A 20,092-nucleotide genomic window follows, 5' to 3' on the forward strand; every position below is an offset into this window, starting at 1 on the left:
GCTCAGCTCAGCACGCTGAGCGCGAGCTGGGAGGCAGCGTGGGAGCCGCTGGGGGGAAGACCACACGGATGGCGGCAGTCAGCTGCGTTCCTATGCGGCCACGGTGATCGCCGTGCGCGCCTTGAGCACGCGTTCCAGGGCCTCGCCGATGTGCTCGATCTTCTGCCGGCTCCGGTCTCGCCTGACCTTCAGGGCCTGGGCGGTGCGCGCGGGCGGAACGGGTGCGGTCATGCCGATGCCTCCGTGGGCAGAGCCGGCAAGGGCTCCTGGCCGGGCGATTCGAGTGCGGCGAGGTCTGAGGCCCGGAAGGCCGTGGACCACACGCGCTGGAAGTAGTCCTGGGGTCGGCGCAGATCCAGAGAGAGCTTCCTCGAGCAGGCCGAGACCGGCCAGTGCCCGCTCCAGTCCGTCGATCGCCTGCGCGGTCGGCTCGAAGACCTTGTGGCGTGCCTGCCACAAGGGGGACGACCGACCCGAACGCGCGCCGTGACGGGGCCTGGGTCACTCCGGCCGCCATGAGAAGGGCCCACACAGCGGAGGCTGTGCGGGCCCTTACAGGTCATCTCCGCTTTGCGGATGCACACCCCATTGTGGGGCGTCTCCCGTCTCCCGGGTGGGAGATTAGTGGGAGAAGAGTGGGAGACGATCATGACGCGCTGATGCAGATCGACGCTAGAAAGCGCTAGGTAGCGCTACATGTGTGCATCTGGTCAGTCGGCGGATTCGCCCGCGTGCGGGCTCAGGGTGTCCGTGCCGACCAGGATGAACAGCAGGATGCCGAGCAGGATCCGGTAGATCACGAACGGCATGAAGGACTTCGTGGTGATGAACTTCATGAACCAGGCGATCACCGCGTACCCGACCACGAAGGCGATGATCGTGGCGAAGATCGTCGGGCCCCAGGAGACGTGTCCCTCGCCCGCGTCCTTCAGTTCGTACGCGCCCGAGGCGAGCACCGCCGGGATCGCGAGGAGGAAGGAGTAGCGGGCGGCCGCCTCGCGGGTGTAGCCCATGAGCAGGCCGCCGGAGATCGTCGCGCCCGAGCGCGAGACGCCCGGGATCAGGGCCATCGCCTGGCAGACGCCGAAGATCAGGCCGTCCTTCACGCCGAGTTCCTTGAGCGTCTTCCGCTCGCGGATCGCCCGGTGGCGGCCGCCGATCTCGTCGCGGGCGGCGAGCCGGTCCGCGATGCCGAGGACGACGCCCATGACGATCAGAGTGGTGGCGATCAGCCGCAGGTCGCGGAAGGGGCCCTCGATCTGGTCCTTGAGCGTGATGCCGAGGACACCGATCGGGATCGAGCCGACGATCACCAGCCAGCCCATCTGGGCGTCGTGGTCGGAGCGCATCGACTTGTCGGTGAGGGAGCGGAACCAGGCCGAGACGATTCGGGCGATGTCCTTGCGGAAGTAGATCAGTACCGCGGTCTCCGTGCCGATCTGGGTGATGGCGGTGAAGGCCGCACCCGGGTCTTCCCAGCCCGCGAACGCCGCCGTGAGACGGAGGTGCGCGCTGGAGGAGATGGGAAGGAACTCCGTCAGCCCCTGGACGAGTCCGAGGATGAACGATTCGAACCAACTCATGGGGCTAGGGCCGTCCCGTTATGTACGTGTGCGATCAGAAGGTCGTGCGCAGCGTACCGTCCTCAGATGACGGGCCCGCCCTCAGGCCTCCTGAGGGACCGTCGGGCCCGCCGTCGTCCAGCCGGGCGCCCGGACGTGGGCGGTGAGGCTGTCGCGGTCGGCCTCGTCCCCGCAGTGGGCGCAGACGACCCGGGGGCTGAGGACCTCGCCGCACCGGTGCTCGAGTACCACCGGGCGGTCGTCGGCGTTGAGGTGGCGGTCGCCCCAGGCCATCAGCGTCACCAGCACCGGCTGGAGCTCCTCGCCGGCCGTCGTGGCCCGGTACTCGAAGCGCTGGGGGCGTTCGCTGTACTGCACCTTCTCCAGGATTCCGGCCTCGACGAGCCGCTTGAGGCGCGTGGTGAGGATGTCGCGGGGCGCGCCGGTGTTGCGGGCGATCCGGTCGAAGCGGCGCACACCGAGGGAGACCTCACGGAGCACGAGCAGTGAGTACTTCTCGCCGACGAGCGCCAGGGTGTCGGCGATCGAGCAGGGGCGGGGGGCGGCCTTCATGGGGTCAAGGGTAGGGCAGCGCGAGCTCGGTCAGTTTGGAAAACCAACTAAGTCTTTCATGTGGGTTTGAAAAGCCAACTTGCTGGGCTATGTTACCGATGAGTGTTGGTCCATTTATCCAACTCAGGAGTCTGTCATGCGTGACGCCGTCATCGTCGAAGCCGTCCGGACGCCGATAGGAAAGGGCAAGACGGGCGGAGCCCTGTCCCACGTCCACCCCGTCGCCCTGCTCTCCCACACCCTGCGTGCCCTGATCGAGCGCAGCGGCATCGACCCCGCCCTCGTCGACGACGTGATCGGCGGCACCGTCGACCAGGTCGGGGAGCAGGCCATGAACACCACCCGCTACGCCTGGCTGGGTGCCGGATTCCCCGAGTCCGTGCCCGCCACCACCGTCGACCGGCAGTGCGGCTCCTCCCAGCAGGCCGTGCACTTCGCCGCCCAGGGCGTGCTCTCCGGGGCATACGACATCGCCGTCGCCTGCGGCGTCGAGTCCATGAGCCGGGTCCCCATGTGGTCCAACGTGCCGCCCGGCGCCGACCCCTTCGGCCCCGGCGTCGCCGAGCGCTACCCCGAGGGCCTCGTCCCGCAGGGCATCAGCGCCGAACTCATCGCGGCGAAGTGGTCGATCGACCGCGAGGCCATGGACGCGTTCGCCACCGCCTCGCACACCCGGGCGGCACGCGCGTGGGCCGCCGGACTCTTCGACGCCGAGGTCGCCCCGTACGAGGACGTCCGCCGCGACGAGTCGGTGCGCCCGTCGACCACCCCCGAGATCCTCGCCGGGCTCCGGCCCTCCTTCGAGGACCCCGGCTACGCCGAGCGCTTCCCGCAGATCGACTGGTCCGTCACCGCGGGCAACAGCAGCCCGATCAACGACGGCGCCTCGGCCGTCCTCGTCATGGCCGCCGACACCGCCGAGCGCCTCGGCCTGCGGCCCCTCGCCCGGCTGCACAGCTTCGCCGTCACCGGCTCCGACCCGCTGCTGATGCTCACCGGCGTCATCCCCGCCACCGAGAAGGTGCTGCGGCGCTCGGGCCTCTCCCTCGCCGACATCGACCTCTTCGAGATCAACGAGGCGTTCGCCAGTGTCGTCCTCGCCTGGCAGCAGGAGACCGGCGCCGATCCGGCCAAGGTCAACGTCCACGGCGGCGCGATCGCCCTCGGACACCCCCTCGGCGCCAGCGGCACCCGCCTCACCACCACCCTCGTCCACGCACTGCGGGCCCGGGGTGGCCGCTACGGACTCCAGGCCATGTGCGAGGCGGGCGGCCTGGCCAACGCGATGATCGTCGAGGCGCTCTGACCCCGGCCGCTCTGACCCCGGCCGCTCTGACCCCGGCCGGTCTGTCCCCGGCCGCTCTCACCCCGGCCACTCCGACCCCGTCCGCTCGGAAACCCCTAGCGGGGGATGCCCACCGTCTCGGGCGTCTGCTCCGGCTCCGGTGCCACGGCCGGAGCCGGGGCCCGCAGATGGTGCCGCTTGCGCCAGGCGACCACGGCGGCCGCCGAGGCGGACAGCGCGATGAAGCCCGCAGAGACCAGGAACGCCGGGGAGCCGGGCTCGTCCGCCTGCGCACCCGCCACGACGTACGCCGCCGTGTTGGGCACCGAGCCGAGCCCCGTCGCCACCAGGAACGGCACGTACCCCATCCGGGAGACGGCGGCACAGTAGTTGGCCGCCGCGAACGGCACCCCAGGAAACAGCCGGATCGCCAGCATCGAACGGAATCCGTGCCGACTGAGCTGCCCGTCCGCCGCCGTCAGCCAACGGCCCCGCAGCATCGGCCGCAGCGCTTCCTGCCCCAGGAAACGACCGAGGGTGAAGGAGATCCCGGCGCCGAGCACCGTCCCCGCGATCGCCGCCGTCAGACCGAAGGCCGAGCCGAACAGCGCGCCCGCCGCCAGATTGAGCACCGGACGCGGGACGAACGCCGCCGTGCACACACCGTACGCAAGACCGAAGAGCATCACCGCGCCCGCGCCGTCCGTCTGCTGCGGCCAGCCCGAGGAGAGCAGCCGCTGCGGCTCGTACAGCACGACGAGGGCCGCCGCGGTGAGCAGCAGCAGCGCGAGCGCCGAGAGCCGTGCGCGGGGCGCGAGCAGGGCCCGGGAGCAGCGGACGGCGAGAGAGCCCGGCGGCCGGGGCACGGGAGCGAGCATTCGGGGAGAGTAACGGACGCGTCCGTATGATCGCCGTAATGCGCGTCATGTCCACCCGGGTGGGCAGCCGCTGGGCCCGGCCGGGGTCGGCGGCGTGTCGGGCCGGCCCGACACGCCGCGCAGGGCAACGGACCCCGCAGCACCCATGACAGGGAGGGCCCCATGAACGAGACCGCGCCGGCGGGCAGCGGCCCGACGGGCATCCCCGACAGTGCTCTCGCCGACACCGTTCTCGAGCGGCTCACCACGGTCTACCCCGCCGCCGGGAACCCCTTCCGGGCGCAGGAGATGGTCGCGTACATGAAGGGTGTCGCGCCCTTCCTCGGGCTCCGCACCCCCGAGCGCCGCGCCCTGTCCCGTACCGTCCTCGACGGCACTCCCCACCCCGACGAGCACGACTGCGCCGCCGTCGCCCTGCGCTGTTTCGCCCTGCCCGAGCGCGAGTACCACTACTTCGCCGTCGACTATCTGCGCCGCCACGTGAAGCGCTGCTCGTCCGGCTTCCTGCCCGTCGCCCGCCGGCTCGTCACCACCGTCTCCTGGTGGGACACGGTCGACCACCTCGCCGCCCATGTCGTCGGCGGTCTGGTCGCGGCCGATACCGCCCTCGGGGACCGGATGGACGAGTGGATCGAGGACGAGGACCCGTGGGTGGCCCGGACGGCGATCCTCCACCAGCTCCGCTTCAGGGAAGCCACCGACGCGGACCGGCTGTTCGCCCACTGTCTGCGCCGCGCCGCCGACACCGACTTCTTCCTCCGCAAGGCCATCGGCTGGAGCCTGCGCGAGTACGCCAAGACGGCCCCGGCCGAGGTCCGCTCCTTCGTCGCCGCGAACACCACCCGGCTCTCGCCCCTCTCCGTACGCGAGGCCCTCAAGCACCTCTGACGGCCCAGGCGGTCACCACCGGCACAATGAGAGCGTGAACGAGCAGATTCCCGTCATCCGTGAGGTCGACCAGGGCACCGCGCGCCTCATGCCCGATGTGGACCGGGAGCGGGCCTGGCTCCTGACGGTCGACGGCGCACCCCAGTCGTACGTCGACCTCGACGACCCGGCGTACCTGGAGTTCGAGTACGCGCGCCGGCTCGCCCATGTCGTCGACGGCGCCGCCGACGACGGCGAACCGCTCGACGTCCTGCACCTCGGCGGCGGGGCGCTCTCCCTGCCCCGCTACGTGGCCGTCACCCGTCCCGGCTCACGCCAGGACGTGGTCGAGGCCGACCGGGGGCTGCTCGCGCTCGTCGCCGAACACCTACCGCTGCCCGAGGGCTCCGGGATCTCCGTGCACGGCGCGGACGCCCGGCGCTGGCTCGAGGCCGCGCCCGCCGCCTCGGCGGATCTCGTCGTCGGCGACGTCTTCGGCGGCTCCCGCGTGCCCGCCCACCTCACGTCCGTGGAGTACGCGCGCGAGATCCGGCGCGTCCTGCGTCCCGACGGCGTCTACGCCGCCAACCTGGCCGACGGGGCGCCCTTCGCCTTCCTCCGCTCCCAGCTCGCCACCTTCGCGACCGTCTTCCCCGAGCTCGCGCTGGTCGCCGAACCGGCCGTCCTGCGCGGCCGCCGTTTCGGGAACGCCGTCCTGGTGGCCTCCGGCCGTGAGATCGACACCGCCCGCCTCGCCCGCCGGGCGGCGGCGGACGCGTTCCCCGCGCGCGTGGAGCACGGGGACACCCTGAAGCGGTTCACCGGCGCCGCGGAACCGGTCCTCGACGCCGGGGCCGTACCGTCACCCGTTCCGCCGGAGGGTGCCTTCGGCATCGGCTGAGGCTGAGGCGGGGGCCGGGACGGAGGCCGAGGCGGGGGCCGGGACGGAGGCCGAGGCGGCGGCCGGGACGGAGGCCGGGACGGGGGCCGGGGCCGTGGAGGGGCTCGGGCCCGGGATCTCCTTCGTGTGCGGACGCCGGGTCAGATTCCGTACGTCCGGCACCAGCAGGACGAGCGCGGTGACCAGCACCATCAGCCCCGCCGCGCCCCACAGCGCCGTGCTCCGGCCGAACGCGGTCTCCGCCGGGCCCGCGAGTGCCGTCGTCAGCGGCAGCAGGGCCGTCGAACCGAACCAGTCGTAGGCCGACACCCGGGACAGCTTCTCCTCCGGGATCTCCTGGTGCATCGTCGTCATCCACGAGACGCCGAACACCTCGATGGCCACACCGCTGACGAACATCGCCGCCGTGAGCCCCGCCGCGTCGAGCGGCACGGCGAGTGCCGCCGACGGCAGCGCGATCGGGAACACGCAGAGCGTGCCGACGAACAGCAGACGGCGCGGCTTCCAGCGGGCCATCAGGAAGGCGCCCGCGAGCGTGCCCACACCGTACGCGGCGAGCGCGATGCCCCAGGGGCGCGCGCCGCCCAGCTCGGCCTTGGCGACCAGCGGCCCGTACACCGACTCGACGGCCCCGATCAGCCCCACCACGACGGAGAACTGGGCGACGATCGACCACAGCCAGGGCCGGCCGATGAACTCCTGCCAGCCCTCCCGCAGATCGGAGAAGAGCCCGCCGCCGGGTGCGCGCTCGGGGACGCCGCTGACGTCCAGGAAGGCGCGGAGCCCGCCCGCGACCGCGAAGGCGATGGCGTCGATCAGGAGGACCCAGCCGGGTCCGACGAACGCGACGAGCGCGCCGCCGAGCGCCGCACCGCCGATCGACGCGCCGTGCATGGCCATCCGGTAGACGGCGAAGGCGCGGCTCGCCTGCTCCCCGGTGACGCTGGACATCAGCATGCCCTCGGCCGCCGGGTTGAAGAAGGCCTGCCCGGTGCCGCAGAGCGCGGTGAGCACCATCATCTGCCAGATCTGGGCCGTACCCGCGAGCACGAGGGCGGCGAAGACGGCCTGCGAGGCGCAGTTGAGGACGTTCGCGGCGACCATCACCCGGTGCCGGGGCACCCGGTCGGCGACCGCGCCGCCGATCAGGAGGAAGAGGACCAGCGGCAGGAACCGTGCCATCGCCACGAGTCCCACGTCGCCGGCGTCGCCACCGGTCTCGAACACCGCCCAGGTCGTGGCGATCAGCGCGCCGTGCGTGCCGAGGTTGGTCACGATGGTGGCGGCGGTGAGGAGGACGTAGTTGCGCCCGGCCCACTCGGGGCGGCGGGAGCCGAGGGGAGCGCGGTGGGGAGCGGCGGCGGGACTGTTCACCCCGGGACTATCCCTGCCGGGCCGCTCGTATGCCAACCCGATATCCGGACGGGACGCCCTGGGGGGCCGGAGAGCGGTACGGACGGGTCGACCCCGGCGCGTGGACGGTCCACGCGCCGGGGTCGACCCGTCGTATCGGTTCCGGTCAGGACGCCGGCGCGAGCCGGACCGTCGACAGGATCTGCTTGATGGTGGCGTCCGGCAGCTCGTCCTTGACGCCGTCGGCCCCGTAGAGCACCCAGGTCGAGAAGTCGCCCTTGGCGTTCTTGAAGGTGAAGGCGATCGACTTGCCGTCCGACTCGCACTTGTTGCGCTTCTTGACGCCCGGCGCCGTCGCCATCGCCATGTGGCCGGTGAGGCCGGACTTCGTCTTGTACGGCACCGGCTTCGTGATCTTGATGGTGCTCTGCGGCATGTGCTGGGCGTAGCCGCCCCACACCCAGGTGCCGGCTTCGCTGCGCGAGGCGTCCGAGGTGTTCTTGGCGCCCTGGCCGCCCTTGGTGCCGGCGGTGCTCAGGCCCCAGGTCTCCATGGAGCCGTTCTTGTCGGTGTCGTACGTGCACCACTCGCTCTTGAGGCGCGTGGGCGACGACATGGTGACGAGCGGGCTGCCGTCGTTCTTCTTCTCGTCCTCGAAGAAGGTGATCATGCCCGGCTTCAGCACCTCCCACTCCGGCGGTACGTCGAAGAGGGTGCCGTACTTCGGGTTGTAGACGACCTTCCAGCCGGGGATCGTCGGCTGCTGGGCAGCGCCGTCCCGCGGGTTGGCGATCCCGGACGGGGTGTCGCTCGGGTCCGTCGAAGGGATCGTCGACGGATCGGCGGACGGGTCCACCGGCGCGGAGGGCGTCGTGCTCGGCTTCGGGTCGGCGAGCGGCTTCTTGTCGTCGTCCTTGTCGAGAACGAGGAAGCCGGTGACACCGGCCGCGACGACCACGGCGGTCGCCGCGACGATCGCCACGAGGGTCGTCTTCTTCTTCCCGCCGTCGGGCCCGCCGGGCTGCGCCGGTCCCGGCACCGCGTACTGCTGCTGAACGGTCGGCTGCTGATACGGGTTCGGCTGGCCGTACCCCGGCTGCTGGCCGTACCCCTGCTGCGGGTACCCGGGCGGTGCGGGCGGCTGCTGCCCGTAGCCGGGCTGCGTCGGCGGCTGCTGCGGATAGCCGGGCTGTGTCGGCGGCTGCTGCGGGTACCCGGGCTGGGCAGGCGGCTGCTGCTGATACGGGTTCGGCTGCTGGTACCCCGACTGCTGGTAGGGGTTCTGATTCTGGTCCTGCGGGTTCTGCTCGCCCCCGGGCGGCTGCTGTCCTGGCCACATGGCCAGTAACCATAGAGGTGCGGAGGCACCTCGACCACGCCCGCCCCCTTCGGCCGTGGGCACGTGGGGATGGCCAAGCGTGCTACTCGTGGGTAACATCACGGCCATGAGCGCAGACCAGATGACCGTCGGCGAGATGCTCGCCGCCACAGTGCCCATGGCCGGAACCCTGAACCTGGAGTTCCTGGAGACCACCGCCGAGCGCGCCGTCGTGCGCCTGCCGGACCAGCCCGCCTACCACAACCACGTCGGCGGCCCGCACGCCGGAGCGATGTTCACGCTCGCCGAGTCCGCCAGCGGCGCCATCGTGCTCGCCGCGTTCGGCGACCAGCTGAGCCGCGCCGTCCCGCTCGCCGTCAAGGCCGAGATCGGCTACAAGAAGCTCGCGATGGGCGTCGTCACGGCCACCGCCACCCTGGGCCGCCCGGCCGCCGAGGTCGTCGCCGAGCTCGACGCCGGAGAGCGGCCGGAGTTCCCGGTGCGGATCGACATCACCCGCGAGGACGGCGCCGTGACCGGCGAGATGACCGTCGTCTGGACCCTGCGCCCGAACGCCGCCTGACCGGGAACGTCGCGCACCGCCCCCGTACCCCCTCCCGGGTGCGGGGGCGACCGCGTTCCGGTCGCCGGACGGCGAGGGCCGTCCACCCCGACCGGGTAGGCTGCCCCGGCGTGCCCGCCGCAGTGCACGCCGGCGCCACGGGCCCCCGACCAGGGGACGGGCGCGGCAGGGCAGTCGAAACGGGAGGAAGCCGCGTTGCACGTCCAGGAGTGGCTGGAGACGATCCCCGCGGTCGCGGTCTACGTCCTCGTCGGGGTGGTGATCGGGCTGGAGAGCCTCGGCATCCCGCTGCCCGGCGAGATCGTGCTCGTGAGTTCGGCGCTGCTCGCCTCGCAGCACGGCGACATCAATCCGTGGGTGCTCGGCGCCTGCGCCACCGCCGGCGCGATCATCGGTGACTCGATCGGTTACGCGATCGGCCGCAGGGGCGGACGGCCGCTGCTCGCTTGGCTGGGGAAGAAGTTCCCCAAGCACTTCAGCGAGGCCAACATCGGGCTCGCCGAGCGCTCCTTCCAGAAGTGGGGCATGTGGGCGGTGTTCTTCGGCCGCTTCGTCGCCCTGCTCCGCATCTTCGCCGGGCCGCTCGCGGGCGTCCTGCACATGCCGTACTGGAAGTTCCTGATCGCCAACGTCTTCGGCGGCATCCTGTGGGCCGGCGGCACGACGGCCGTCATCTACTCGGTCGGCATCGTCGCGGAGGCCTGGCTCAAGCGCTTCTCGTGGCTGGGACTCGTCCTCGCAGTGCTGATCGGCGTCGCCTCGATGCTGATCATCAAGAACCGCGCCAAGAAGGCGGCGGCGGAGCGGTCCGAGACCCCCGAGCGGGAGCCGGAGCCGGTCGCGGTCGCGGACTGAGGTCCGCCCGTACGCGTACGTGGAGGAGGGCGGCACCCATGACGGGTGCCGCCCTCCTCCGCGTACGTCCGGACTCAGCCCCTGGTACGTCCGGGCTCAGCCCCCGAAGGCCTCGGCGTGGCCCTTCGCGAGGTGCAGGTACATCTCCGCGTTCAGCCGGATGCCCGCCTGCTCCTCCTCGGTCAGCGGGCGGCGGACCTTCGCGGGGACGCCCGCGACGAGCGAGCCCGGCGGGATCTCCATCCCCTGCGGGACGAGCGCCTGCGCGGCGATCAGCGAACCGGCGCCGACCCGCGCGCCGTTGAGGACGGTCGCGCCCATGCCCACGAGCACGTCGTCCTCGATGACACAGCCGTGCACGGTCGCGTTGTGGCCGACGGTCACGCGGTCACCGATCGAGACGGGGAAGCCGGGGTCGACGTGGACCGTGCAGTTGTCCTGGATATTGGAGTCCTCGCCGATCGCGATGGGGCCGCAGTCCGCGCGCAGGACCGCGTGGTACCAGACGCTGGCACGGGCGCCGAGCGTCACCTCGCCGAGCACCACGGAGGTCGGGGCGGTGAAGGCGGTCGGGTCGATCTGCGGCTCCTTGCCGCCCACACCCTTGATCAACGCCTCTGTCATGGTTCGCTCCTGATCGTCAGCCGTCATGTCACGCCCGGGGCTGCCCCCGGCCGCAGCCTATGCCGTGCCCATGACGGACATCACAGCGCACCGCACTGATCAGGCACGACGGTGCCGACTACCGTGTCCGGGTGCCCAGGAACAGAAACACGTTCTCATCCCTCGCCGCCTGGCGGCGCCGGATGCTCAACCGTGCCGTGCAGGGCGGCTGGCGCTGGGTGCAGGAGGCCGGATCCGTCACCGCCGAGCACCCCGGGAAGCTCCGCTTCCGCCGGCTCGGCGCGGGTACCCGGCTCGCCTTCCCGCAGGGCACGGTCTTCGGCGAGCGGTGGATCGAGATCGGCGAGTGCTGCATCGTCGCCGAGCAGGTCACGCTGACGGCCGGGATGCTGCCGGGCCTCGACCTGGGGACCGAGACGGTGCTGACGCTCGGCGACGGCGTCGTCCTCGGCCGGGGCAGCCATGTGATCGCCGACGCGAAGGTGACCATCGGCTCGGACACCTACTGCGGTCCGTACGTCTACATCACCTCGACCAACCACAGTTACGACGACCCGGAGGAGCCGGTCGGCCGCCAGTGGCCCCGCTCCGAGCCCGTCACGATCGGTCCCGGCTGCTGGCTCGGCACGGGCTCCGTGATTCTGCCCGGCGCCCGCCTCGGCCGGAACGTGGTCGTCGCCGCGGGCGCGGTGGTGCGCGGCGAGGTGCCCGACCACTCGGTGGTCGCGGGCGCCCCGGCCAAGGTCGTCCGCAGCTGGGACAAGGAGCAGGGCTGGCAGCCCCCGCTGCGGACCCCGGCCCCCGTTCCGATCCCGGACCACGTGACCTCGGAACAGCTCGCGGCGCTCGCGGCGTGGGAGGTCGAGCAGGCGCGCTAGGGCCGGCTCGTCGCGAACGGCTGCCGGCCCGTCGGTCGCTGGCCGTCGATTGCCGGCCCGTCGGCTGCTAGCCCGTCGCCAGCAGGACCGTGCCGACCAGGGCGAGGCCCGCGCCCGCCGCCTGGATCGCGCGGAGGCGTTCCTTGAGGACGCCGTAGGCCGCGAGGGCCGTGACCACCGGGTAGAGGCTGGCGAGCACGGCGGCGACGGTGACCGGGCCCTGCTGGGCGGCGATGGCGTACGTACCGTTGGCGGCGACGTCCGCGAGGCCGACGAACGCGAGGGCAGGCAGGGCCGCGCGGATCACCTGGGGGCCGCCCTCGGGCAGGGCCCGGCCCCCGCGCTTCACGGAGGCGTACAGGGCTCCACCGCCCACCAGGACGTTCGTGACCCGCTGGACGAAAAGCGCCAGGAAGAGGCCGGTGACCGTCGTGGAGGCCTCGGCGATCAGCGCCATCACCGAGCCGAAGCCGAAGGCCGCGACGAGGGTGAGCAGGACCGCCTGGCGCTGGACGGGCGCCCCGCGCAGCTCCGGACCGCCGGCGAGGACCACGCCGAGGATCGCCACGCCGATCCCGGCGAACTGGACGAGCCCCGGCCGGTCGCCGACGAGCAGGCCGACCGAGACGGGGACGACGACACCGAGCGAACCGAGCGGCGAGACCACGCCCATCGGGCCGAGCGCGAGCGCCTTGTAGAAGGCGAGCATGGCGGCCGGGCCGACGACGCCCGCCCCGACCGCGTACCAGAGCTGCGGTCCCGCCTCGCTCCACGCGCCGGTCGCGAGGACGACGGTGCCGAGGACGACGACCGCGAGGAGCTGGGAGACCACGACGACCGTGAGGGCGGGGATCCGGCGCGTCAGGAGCCCGCCGCCGAAGTCGGCGAGGCCCCACAGAAGGCTGGTGGCCAGGGCGAACAGGGCGGTCATGAGTCCTCGCAGTCACGGACGGCAGTACAGTGCAGTGAACAATCGGGTGCACCCCACCGTAGTTCAGTGCATTGAACTCTGTCATCCAAAATATTGGACGGAATGTGTCGGACCTCGATCAGCTCACGCAGTCGCTCGCCCGGAACCTGAAGCGCTGGCGCAAGGAGCGGGGACTCACCCTGGACGCCCTCGCCGCGCGGGCGGGCGTCAGCCGCGGCATGATCATCCAGATCGAACAGGCCCGGACGAACCCCAGCGTCGGCACCACCGTGAAGCTCGCCGACGCGCTCGGCGTCTCCATCACGACGCTGCTCGACTACGAGCAGGGCCCCCAGGTCCGGCTCGTCCCGCCGGACCAGGCCGTCCGCATGTGGTCCACCTCCACCGGCAGCCACACCACCCTGCTCGTCGGCACCGAGGCCCGCGGCCCCCTGGAGCTGTGGTCCTGGACCCTCATGCCGGGCGACGGCAGCGCCTCCGACCCGCACCCCGACGGGACGGTCGAACTCCTCAACGTCACCGCGGGGGTCCTCACCCTGGTCGTCGACGGCGAGGAACACCGCCTGCCGGCCGGCACCTCCGCCGTCTTCGAGGCCAACACGGGGCACGAGTACCGCAACGACGGCGACGAGCCCGCCGAGATGACGATGGCCGTCTCCATCCCGCCCGTACGCTGAGACGAGCGGCCGGGCCCCGGGCGGTCGTTGTTAGCGTGAGGCGTATGCGCGCACCCATCGGAACCTTCGACGACGCCCGGCCCGCCCCCGACCGCCTGGACCTGCTGACCGGCCCCGTCGCCGCCGCCGTCCGGGCCTGGACCGGGCCCGTCCCGGCCGATCAGCTGCTGTACGTGGACACCGACCCGGCCATCGCCGACACCGCGGTCTTCGTCGAGCACTACGGGCCCGCGCTGCTCGACGAGTCCGCGAACTGCGTCGTCGTCGCGGGCAGGCGCGGCGAGACGACGACCCTGGCCGCGTGCGTCGTGAAGTCCGCGACGCGGGTCGACGTCAACGGGGTCGTACGCAAGCACCTCGGCGCCCGCAAGGCCTCGTTCGCGCCGATGGACACCGCGACCGGCGAGACCGGCATGGAGTACGGCGGCATCACCCCCATCGGCCTCCCGGCCGACTGGCCCCTCCTCGTGGACGCCGCCGTGGTGGACACCGAGTGGGTCCTGGTCGGCAGCGGCCGCAGGCGCGGCAAGCTCATCCTGCCGGGGAAGGCCTTCGCCCAACTCCCGGGCGCCGTCGTCCTGGAGGGGCTCGGTGTCCCCGTAGCCTGAGCCCCCGAAGGGGCCCGAGGGCCCCGAGGGCCCCGAGGGCCCCGAGGGCCCCGAGGGCCTCAGCCCAGGCGCGGGATCTCGATCGCCGGGCAGCGGTCCATGACCATGTCCACGCCCGCCGCGCGCGTGCGGGCGAAGGCGGACTCGTCGATGACGTCCAGCTGGAACCAGACCGCCTTCGCGCCGATCGCGACCGCCTCGTCCGCGATTCCGCCCGCCTGCTCGCTGTTGACGAACACATCGACGACGTCGACCGGGAACGGGATGTCGGCGAGGGACGCGTACCCCTGCTCGCCGTGGACGGTCTCCGCCTTGGGGTGGACCGGGACGATCCGCTTCCCGAAGCGCTGGAGGACGGCCGCCACGCCGTACGCGGCCCGCCGTGTGTTCGTGGAGAGGCCGACCACCGCCCAGGTGTCGCCGGTGGACGTGAGGATCCGCCGTACCGTCTCCTCCGCGGAGTAGCCGGTCGGTTCGGCGGTGGTGCTCTCGACGCTCATCGCGCTCGCTGCCTCTCTTCGGTGTGGCCCGTCACCCACGTCAACCGGCCACCACCTACCGTGATTCCCGCCACCGGCCTCAGCGGTCCCAGGCGCGCCGTTCCGCCTCACGAGGGGCCTCGACCAGGCACGGGAGGCCCGGGCCGAAGGTCATCACCGGGCGGGCCGGATCCCACCGGCGCCAGCCCGGGTCGCCCGTCGCGGCGAAGGACACCCAGGCCGCGTGCATGGCCGTGGCCAGCGCCTGGGGAGCGTCCGGGCCCGTCAGCGCGCGCGTCTCCGGCAGGCCGAGCGTGTCGAAGACGAAGCCGAGTTCGAGCGCGTGACAGGCGCGGAGGTCGAGGACGGGGGAGGGCCAGCCGAACTCGTACAGATACGTCCCCGCGTCCGACTCCACGCGCGCGTCTGTCTCCACGCGCGCGTCCGACCCCAGGCGCGCGTCCGTCCCCGCACCACCGCCGCGGCGGAGACGGGCGTCCGCGAGGGTGTTCAGCGGGATCCTCAGCAGCTTGTCGGTGGCGAGCGCGCCCAGGATCTCGCCCGGCTTCTCCCCCGGACGGCCCGCGCGGTACACCCGGGCCGTCCGGGACGGCACCTTCGTCCTCCACAGCAGGAGTCGCTGGACCACGGGGCCCATCCGGTCCGTGACCCCGCTCGGCACGAACCACAGCCGGTACTCCTCGGCGGTCGTGCCCATCAGCAGATCCACCTCGGCCGAGGCCCCGTCCGCGAGCGCCTCCGCCGGATCGCGCGGCACCACCTCGCCGTCCACGACGATCTGGAAGGAGTGCCCGCCGGTCAGCGGCGACCCCTTGCCGGTCACCTCCGTCTGCGCCGCGAGCAGCCGGTCCCGGTCCACGCGCGCGAAGGCCTCCGCCGTGGCCGGTATCTTCAGCCGGGCCGCCACCGCCTCCGTGGTCCGGCGCGCCCGGTCGAGCGGCTGGGCGATCGGGGCCCCGCTCTGCACGACGGCCCGGCGGAACAGCCCCTTCGCGAGCGGCGAGGCGAGCAGCGCGGCGATCGAGATCGCGCCCGCCGACTCGCCGAAGACCGTCACCCGCTCCGGGTCCCCGCCGAAGGCCGCGACGGAGTCCCGCACCCAGGTCAGCGCGGCGATCTGATCGCGCAGGCCGAGGTTGGCGGGGGCGTCGGGGAAGACTCCGAACCCCTCGATCCCCAACCGGTAGTTGACCGAGACGAGGACGACTCCGTCCCGGGCGAAGGCGGTGCCGTCGTAGACGGGGACGGCCGAGGAGCCGTGGACGAGCGAACCGCCGTGGATCCAGACCATCACCGGGCGCCCGCCCTCACCGGGACCCCCGTCCGTGCCGTCCGTGCCGTCTGTGCGGTCCGCGCCGTCCGCGTAGTCCCAGGGTGCCCACACATTCAGGTTGAGGCAGTCGTCGCCCGCGATGTCGGGGTCGGGGAGCAGGGCGTCGAGCGGTGGGGTGTACGGGCGCTTGGGCGCCGTCGGCCCGAAGGCCGTGGCCTCCCGCACCCCGTCCCAGGGTTCGACCGGCTCCGGCGGCCGGAACCGCAGCGGGCCCACCGGGGCCTGCGCGTACGGCACGCCCAGGAAGGCGGCCACCCCGCCCTTCGCGGAACCGCGCACGGCTCCGTACCGGGTCAGGACCTCGGGTCCGCGCCCCACCATCGCTGCCACCCTTCCTCGGAACGTCGGAGTATCAGGCCCGCGGCCCGGCCTGCGCCACCAGCGCGCGCTTCAGGACCTTGCCCGTCGGACCCAGCGGCAGCTCCTCGACGAAACGCACGATCCGCGGGTACTTGTGACGGCCGAGCCGCTCCCGCGACCAGTCGACCAGCTCGTCCTCGGAGAGCGGGGCCGTGCCCTCGCGGCGTACCACCACCGCGCAGACCTCCTCGCCCTTCACGTCGTCGGGGACGCCGATCACCGCGACCTCCGAGACCGCGGGGTGGCGTACGAGCACCTCCTCGACCTCGCGCGGGTAGATGTTGAAGCCGCCGCGGATGACCAGGTCCTTCTTCCGGTCCACGATCCGCAGGAAGCCGTCCTCGTCCCGTACGCCCAGGTCACCGGTGCGGAACCAACCGTCCACGATCGCCGCGGCCGTCGCCTCCGGGTTGTCGAGGTAGCCGGCGAAGACGTTGTGCCCGCGCACCACCACCTCCCCGATCTCGCCGTCCGCGAGCAGCAGGATCTCCGTGTCCACAGCCGCGTCCGCGATGCCCACCTCGACACCCCACACGGGGTGCCCGACCGTGCCCGGCCGACGGCCGATGTGCGGCTGGTTGAACGTCGCCACCGGCGAGGTCTCCGTCAGGCCGTACCCCTCCAGGACCTGCGTACGGAACGTCTCCTCGAAGCGTTCGAGCACGGCGACCGGCAGCGCCGCGCCGCCCGACACGGCGGCGCGCAGGGCCTCCGGCCGTACGTCGGAACCCGCCGCCGCCTCCACCAGGGCGTGATACATCGTCGGTACGCCCATGAAGACCGTCACGCCCTCGTCGGCCAGCACCCGCAGGGCGGCCGGACCGCTGAACCGGGGCATCAGCACGAGCGTCGCGCCCTGCCGGAGGGTCCCGTTCATCGCGCAGGTCTGGCCGTAGCTGTGGAAGAGCGGCAGACAGCCGAGGACCACGTCGCCCGCGCCGAGCCCGAGCAGGTCCTGCGAGGTCACCGAGGCGTTCATGACGATGTTGAGATGGGTGAGCAGGGCCCCCTTCGGGCGGCCCGTCGTCCCGCTCGTGTAGAGGATCACCGCGGTGTCCGAGGGCGCCGCCGGCTCGGCGGCGGCCAGCGGCCGCGCCGTCGAGGGCGCCCCCTGGAAGGCGCGCACCCCGGCCGCGCGCGCCGCCTCGTCGGCGACCGCCCACAGCGGCCCGCCGCTGACGATGCCGACCGCGCCGCTGTGCTCCAGGACGTACCGCACCTCGTCGGCGACGAGCAGCGCGTGCACCGGGACGACCGTCGCGCCGGCGGCGAGAGCGCCGTAGTACACCCGTAGGAACTCGATCGTGTTCGGCAGCAGGACGGCGAGCCGGTCGCCCGGCTTCACCCCGGCCTCGCGCAGCCCGGCGGCGCAGCGCAGCGCCTCCGTCCACAGTTCGCCGTAGGTGAGCCGGGTCGCGCCCTCGACGACCGCGATCCGGTCGGGGAAGTGGCGGGCGGACTCGCCGAGGACGCCGGCGACGCTCAGTGACATGACACGCTCCAGGGACGCGGAGTCAACAGCTCTGTTGACGATCGGTGACACGGCACAGAATCCGCCGTGGCCCCGCCCGGACGCCATGTGCAGATGCTCACCATGTGGCCCGCCGAGCTGGGCAGCGGCCCCGCCGTCCCGCTCGACCCGTGGCATTCGCCAAATCCCGGCGCTACGGTGCGAGCCATGACGCACAGCTCGGCCGGACCCGGAGAGCCCCCGGGGGCGCACTCCGGCGGAAGCCGCACCTCCCCGGGGCGCGGGCGCACGGGCGGCCCCGGCGCGCCCGCGCCGGGTTCCGCCGGTCCGCCCCCGCCGCTGTCCGGCTCGGGTTCCGGTGGTCCGCGCCAGCCGGCGGCCGGCTCGGGTTCCAGCGGTCCTCGGCCGCCGCTGACCCCCGCCGGTTCCGGCTCCGCCCCCCGCGCCGGCGGGTTCCACACGCCCCTGAGCGGCTCCGGCGGCTCCGGCGCGCTGCGCCGCGCGCTCGCCACGGCGATGCTCGCCGACATCGACCGGCTCACCGACCGCGCCGTCGACGACATCCGCGCCCACTCCGGTACGTACGCCTCCGGCGCGCCCGTCACCCGCGAGGACCTCTGGGAGATCTGCCGCGACAACCTGCTGCGTGCCCTGGAGGACTTCGGCGGGCTCGCCGCGACCGGCGGCGACTTCGAGTGGGCGGCCCGCGAGACCGGCCGCCGCCGCGCCGAACAGGGCGTGCCGCTCGACACCGTGCTGCAGGCCTACCGGCGCGGCGGCCGGGTCCTCTGGCAGGTCATGGCCGAGTACCTCCGGATCCGCGCCGGGCGCGAGTCCGACAGCCGGGACCTCGAGCTCGACATGGCGAGCGGCGTCTGGGAGACCATCGACCGCTACTCGGTCGTGATGGCCGATGCGTACCGGATCGCCCAGCTGGAGCTCCAGAGCCGCCAGGACACCCGGCGCGTCGCCCTCTTCGAGGCGCTGCTCGACGGGCGCGCCGACGACCCGGCCGTCGCCTCGGCCGCCGCGGCCGCGCTCGGCGTCCCCCCGGTCGACCGGTACGTCGTCGTGGTCGCCGCGCAGGACCCGGCCGCCCCGCCGCACCCCTCGCCGGTCCTGGCGGCCCAGGGAATGTGGTCGTACTGGCGCCCCCGCTCCGGCCGGTACGCGGGCATCGTCCGGCTGCCCCGCCGCGACGGACCCGCCGGGCGCGCCACGGCCGCCGCCCCGTGCGGCGGCGCCGACCCGGCCACCCGCGCGCTCCTCGCGGCCCTGCGCGAGCGGACCGGGGCGACCGCCGGGGTCTCGCCGGAGTTCGACCGCCTCTCCCAGGCGGGGCGGGCACTTCGACTCGCCGAGCAGACCCTCCGTACCCTCCCCGCCGGCAGTGGCGAGGTCGGCGTCTTCGACGACCGGCTCGCCCAGGTGCTCCTCAGCGGGCGAACCGACATCGCCGAGCGGATCGTCACCGTCCACCTCGGTCCGGTGCTCGCCACCGGCGGCGAGCGGGCCGCGCTCCTCACCACCCTGCGCGCCTGGCTCGACCACGGCTGCTCGGCCTCGCGGGCCGCCGACCAGCTCTACTGTCACCGCAACACCGTCCTCAACCGCATCGGCCGCATCTCCGAGCTCACCGGCCGGTCCAGCGAGTCGGGCGAGGCCCGGCTCGGCTGGGCCCTCGCCCTGCGCGCCCTGCCGTACGCGGGCCTCGCGACCCCGCCCGAACCGGCCGCCGGGGAGCGCGAGCCGGAAGCGAGGTAGCGGGGCCGCCGTGCCTGCCGGAGGGGGCCGCCGCGCCCGCCGGAGTGGGGTGCCCGCCACGGAACGTAGGCTGGCCGGATGCAGGAGCAGTACCGCACCTTGGCCCGCGAGGGCGTGCACGAGTCCGAGATCAACCGCTCGCGCTTCCTCTGCGCGCTCGCGCCCGTCGCCGACGAGCGGGAGGCGCAGGAGTTCGTCGCGCGCATCCGCAAGGAGCACCCGACCGCCAGCCACAACTGCTTCGCGTACGTCCTCGGCGCCGACGCCTCCGTCCAGAAGGCGAGCGACGACGGCGAGCCCGGCGGCACGGCCGGTGTCCCCATGCTGCAGATGCTCCTGCGCCGTGAGATGCGATACGTCGTCGCCGTCGTCACCCGCTACTACGGCGGCGTGAAGCTCGGCGCGGGCGGGCTCATCCGCGCGTACGGCGGGGTGGTCGGCGAGGCCCTCGACACGCTCGGCACAGTGACCCGGCAGCGCTTCCGGCTCGCCACCGTCACCGTCGACCACCAGCGCGCGGGCAAGCTGGAGAACGACCTCCGGGCGACCGGGCGCGCCGTCCGTGACGTGCGCTACACCGACGCCGTCACGATCGAGATCGGCCTCCCGGACTCGGACGTCCCCGCCTTCCGCGCCTGGCTCGCGGACGCCACGGCGGGAACGGCCTCCTTCGAACTGGGCGGCGAGGCGTACGGGGACGCGTGACCCGTTCGCCCCCTGAGGCGGAGGCCCGGACGGAGTTCGGGAGCGCGGTCGGTACGGCCCCGACCA

The 20,092-nt window shown here is 73.0% G+C and carries 21 protein-coding genes; 10 read left to right on the plus strand and 11 right to left on the minus strand.

The genetic code is table 11. The features are described from left to right. Positions 1–90 precede the first annotated feature (90 nt). From N5875_RS32835 to N5875_RS32845, 3 genes are all read right to left on the minus strand, one after another. The gene (locus N5875_RS32835) at positions 91–231 is read right to left on the minus strand and encodes a hypothetical protein (RefSeq protein ID WP_318206625.1); all 141 of its coding nucleotides are present in this window, start codon (positions 229–231) and stop codon (positions 91–93) included. 479 nt (positions 232–710) lie between these two features. Then, positions 711–1,583: an undecaprenyl-diphosphate phosphatase gene (locus N5875_RS32840; protein WP_318206624.1), complete on the minus strand. Its 873-nt coding sequence runs from the start codon at positions 1,581–1,583 to the stop codon at positions 711–713. 81 nt (positions 1,584–1,664) lie between these two features. Then, on the minus strand, positions 1,665–2,135 hold the full coding sequence (locus tag N5875_RS32845; protein WP_318206623.1) for a helix-turn-helix domain-containing protein: 471 nt from the start codon (positions 2,133–2,135) through the stop codon (positions 1,665–1,667). 136 nt (positions 2,136–2,271) lie between these two features. On the opposite strand from N5875_RS32845, the gene N5875_RS32850 reads away from it, so the two are divergent. After that, a complete protein-coding gene (locus tag N5875_RS32850) occupies positions 2,272–3,441 on the plus strand; it encodes a thiolase family protein (protein ID WP_318206622.1) in 1,170 nt (389 codons plus the stop codon). Positions 3,442–3,536: 95 nt separating this feature from the next. Here N5875_RS32850 and N5875_RS32855 read toward each other — a convergent pair whose 3' ends face one another. Beyond that, the gene (locus tag N5875_RS32855) at positions 3,537–4,298 is read right to left on the minus strand and encodes a TVP38/TMEM64 family protein (protein WP_318206621.1); all 762 of its coding nucleotides are present in this window, start codon (positions 4,296–4,298) and stop codon (positions 3,537–3,539) included. Positions 4,299–4,460: 162 nt separating this feature from the next. Between N5875_RS32855 and N5875_RS32860 the strand changes: the two genes are divergently transcribed. Together N5875_RS32860 and N5875_RS32865 are read left to right on the plus strand one after the other, a co-directional pair. Further along, positions 4,461–5,186 (plus strand): DNA alkylation repair protein, encoded by a 726-nt coding sequence (locus tag N5875_RS32860; RefSeq protein ID WP_338497837.1) that lies wholly within the window; start codon positions 4,461–4,463, stop codon positions 5,184–5,186. Positions 5,187–5,220: 34 nt separating this feature from the next. Beyond that, positions 5,221–6,066 carry a fused MFS/spermidine synthase gene (locus tag N5875_RS32865; RefSeq protein WP_338497839.1) on the plus strand — a complete coding sequence of 282 codons (846 nt, stop codon included), beginning with the start codon at positions 5,221–5,223 and terminating at the stop codon, positions 6,064–6,066. Here N5875_RS32865 and N5875_RS32870 read toward each other — a convergent pair. Next, entirely contained in the window at positions 6,028–7,440 is a 1,413-nt protein-coding gene (locus tag N5875_RS32870) for an MFS transporter (RefSeq protein ID WP_338497841.1), read from the minus strand. The two genes, N5875_RS32865 and N5875_RS32870, sit on opposite strands and share 39 nt — an antisense overlap. 145 nt (positions 7,441–7,585) lie before the next feature. Next, positions 7,586–8,758, minus strand: a complete 1,173-nt coding sequence (locus tag N5875_RS32875; RefSeq protein ID WP_338497842.1) for a hypothetical protein — start codon at positions 8,756–8,758, stop codon at positions 7,586–7,588. A gap of 121 nt (positions 8,759–8,879) precedes the next feature. On the opposite strand from N5875_RS32875, the gene N5875_RS32880 reads away from it, so the two are divergent. Both N5875_RS32880 and N5875_RS32885 read left to right on the plus strand, forming a co-directional pair. Beyond that, positions 8,880–9,320 carry a DUF4442 domain-containing protein gene (locus N5875_RS32880; RefSeq protein WP_318207350.1) on the plus strand — a complete coding sequence of 147 codons (441 nt, stop codon included), beginning with the start codon at positions 8,880–8,882 and terminating at the stop codon, positions 9,318–9,320. A 195-nt stretch (positions 9,321–9,515) separates the two neighbouring features. Continuing rightward, positions 9,516–10,175, plus strand: coding sequence for a DedA family protein (locus N5875_RS32885; RefSeq protein ID WP_318206616.1), 660 nt, complete (start codon positions 9,516–9,518; stop codon positions 10,173–10,175). 96 nt (positions 10,176–10,271) lie between these two features. On the opposite strand, the gene N5875_RS32890 is transcribed toward N5875_RS32885, so the two are convergent. After that, positions 10,272–10,799: a gamma carbonic anhydrase family protein gene (locus N5875_RS32890; protein ID WP_318206615.1), complete on the minus strand. Its 528-nt coding sequence runs from the start codon at positions 10,797–10,799 to the stop codon at positions 10,272–10,274. Between the two features lie 131 nt (positions 10,800–10,930). Here N5875_RS32890 and N5875_RS32895 point away from each other — a divergent pair, with 131 nt between their 5' ends. Then, on the plus strand, positions 10,931–11,677 hold the full coding sequence (locus tag N5875_RS32895; protein WP_318206614.1) for an acyltransferase: 747 nt from the start codon (positions 10,931–10,933) through the stop codon (positions 11,675–11,677). A 67-nt stretch (positions 11,678–11,744) separates the two neighbouring features. Here the strand turns inward: N5875_RS32895 and N5875_RS32900 are convergent, their stop codons facing one another. Continuing rightward, positions 11,745–12,608 (minus strand): DMT family transporter, encoded by an 864-nt coding sequence (locus tag N5875_RS32900; RefSeq protein ID WP_338497846.1) that lies wholly within the window; start codon positions 12,606–12,608, stop codon positions 11,745–11,747. 104 nt (positions 12,609–12,712) lie between these two features. Between N5875_RS32900 and N5875_RS32905 the strand changes: the two genes are divergently transcribed. Then, complete coding sequence (locus N5875_RS32905; protein ID WP_318206613.1) at positions 12,713–13,285, plus strand: XRE family transcriptional regulator; 573 nt, start codon at positions 12,713–12,715, stop codon at positions 13,283–13,285. A 44-nt stretch (positions 13,286–13,329) separates the two neighbouring features. Continuing rightward, positions 13,330–13,893, plus strand: a complete 564-nt coding sequence (locus N5875_RS32910) for a YbaK/EbsC family protein (protein WP_318206612.1) — start codon at positions 13,330–13,332, stop codon at positions 13,891–13,893. Positions 13,894–13,952: 59 nt separating this feature from the next. On the opposite strand, the gene N5875_RS32915 is transcribed toward N5875_RS32910, so the two are convergent. From N5875_RS32915 to N5875_RS32925, 3 genes are all read right to left on the minus strand, one after another. After that, on the minus strand, positions 13,953–14,393 hold the full coding sequence (locus N5875_RS32915) for a CoA-binding protein (protein WP_318206611.1): 441 nt from the start codon (positions 14,391–14,393) through the stop codon (positions 13,953–13,955). A 79-nt stretch (positions 14,394–14,472) separates the two neighbouring features. Beyond that, positions 14,473–16,047: a carboxylesterase family protein gene (locus N5875_RS32920; RefSeq protein WP_338499329.1), complete on the minus strand. Its 1,575-nt coding sequence runs from the start codon at positions 16,045–16,047 to the stop codon at positions 14,473–14,475. A gap of 31 nt (positions 16,048–16,078) precedes the next feature. Next, a complete protein-coding gene (locus N5875_RS32925) occupies positions 16,079–17,578 on the minus strand; it encodes a long-chain fatty acid--CoA ligase (protein ID WP_318206610.1) in 1,500 nt (499 codons plus the stop codon). Positions 17,579–17,764: 186 nt separating this feature from the next. Between N5875_RS32925 and N5875_RS32930 the strand changes: the two genes are divergently transcribed. Continuing rightward, positions 17,765–19,321: a helix-turn-helix domain-containing protein gene (locus N5875_RS32930; RefSeq protein WP_338497848.1), complete on the plus strand. Its 1,557-nt coding sequence runs from the start codon at positions 17,765–17,767 to the stop codon at positions 19,319–19,321. 78 nt (positions 19,322–19,399) lie between these two features. Further along, positions 19,400–20,026, plus strand: a complete 627-nt coding sequence (locus N5875_RS32935; RefSeq protein WP_318206608.1) for a YigZ family protein — start codon at positions 19,400–19,402, stop codon at positions 20,024–20,026. Positions 20,027–20,092: the final 66 nt, after the last annotated feature.

The sequence above is a fragment of the Streptomyces sp. SJL17-4 genome (genome assembly GCF_036826855.1).
Taxonomy (GTDB): Bacteria; Actinomycetota; Actinomycetes; order Streptomycetales; family Streptomycetaceae; genus Streptomyces.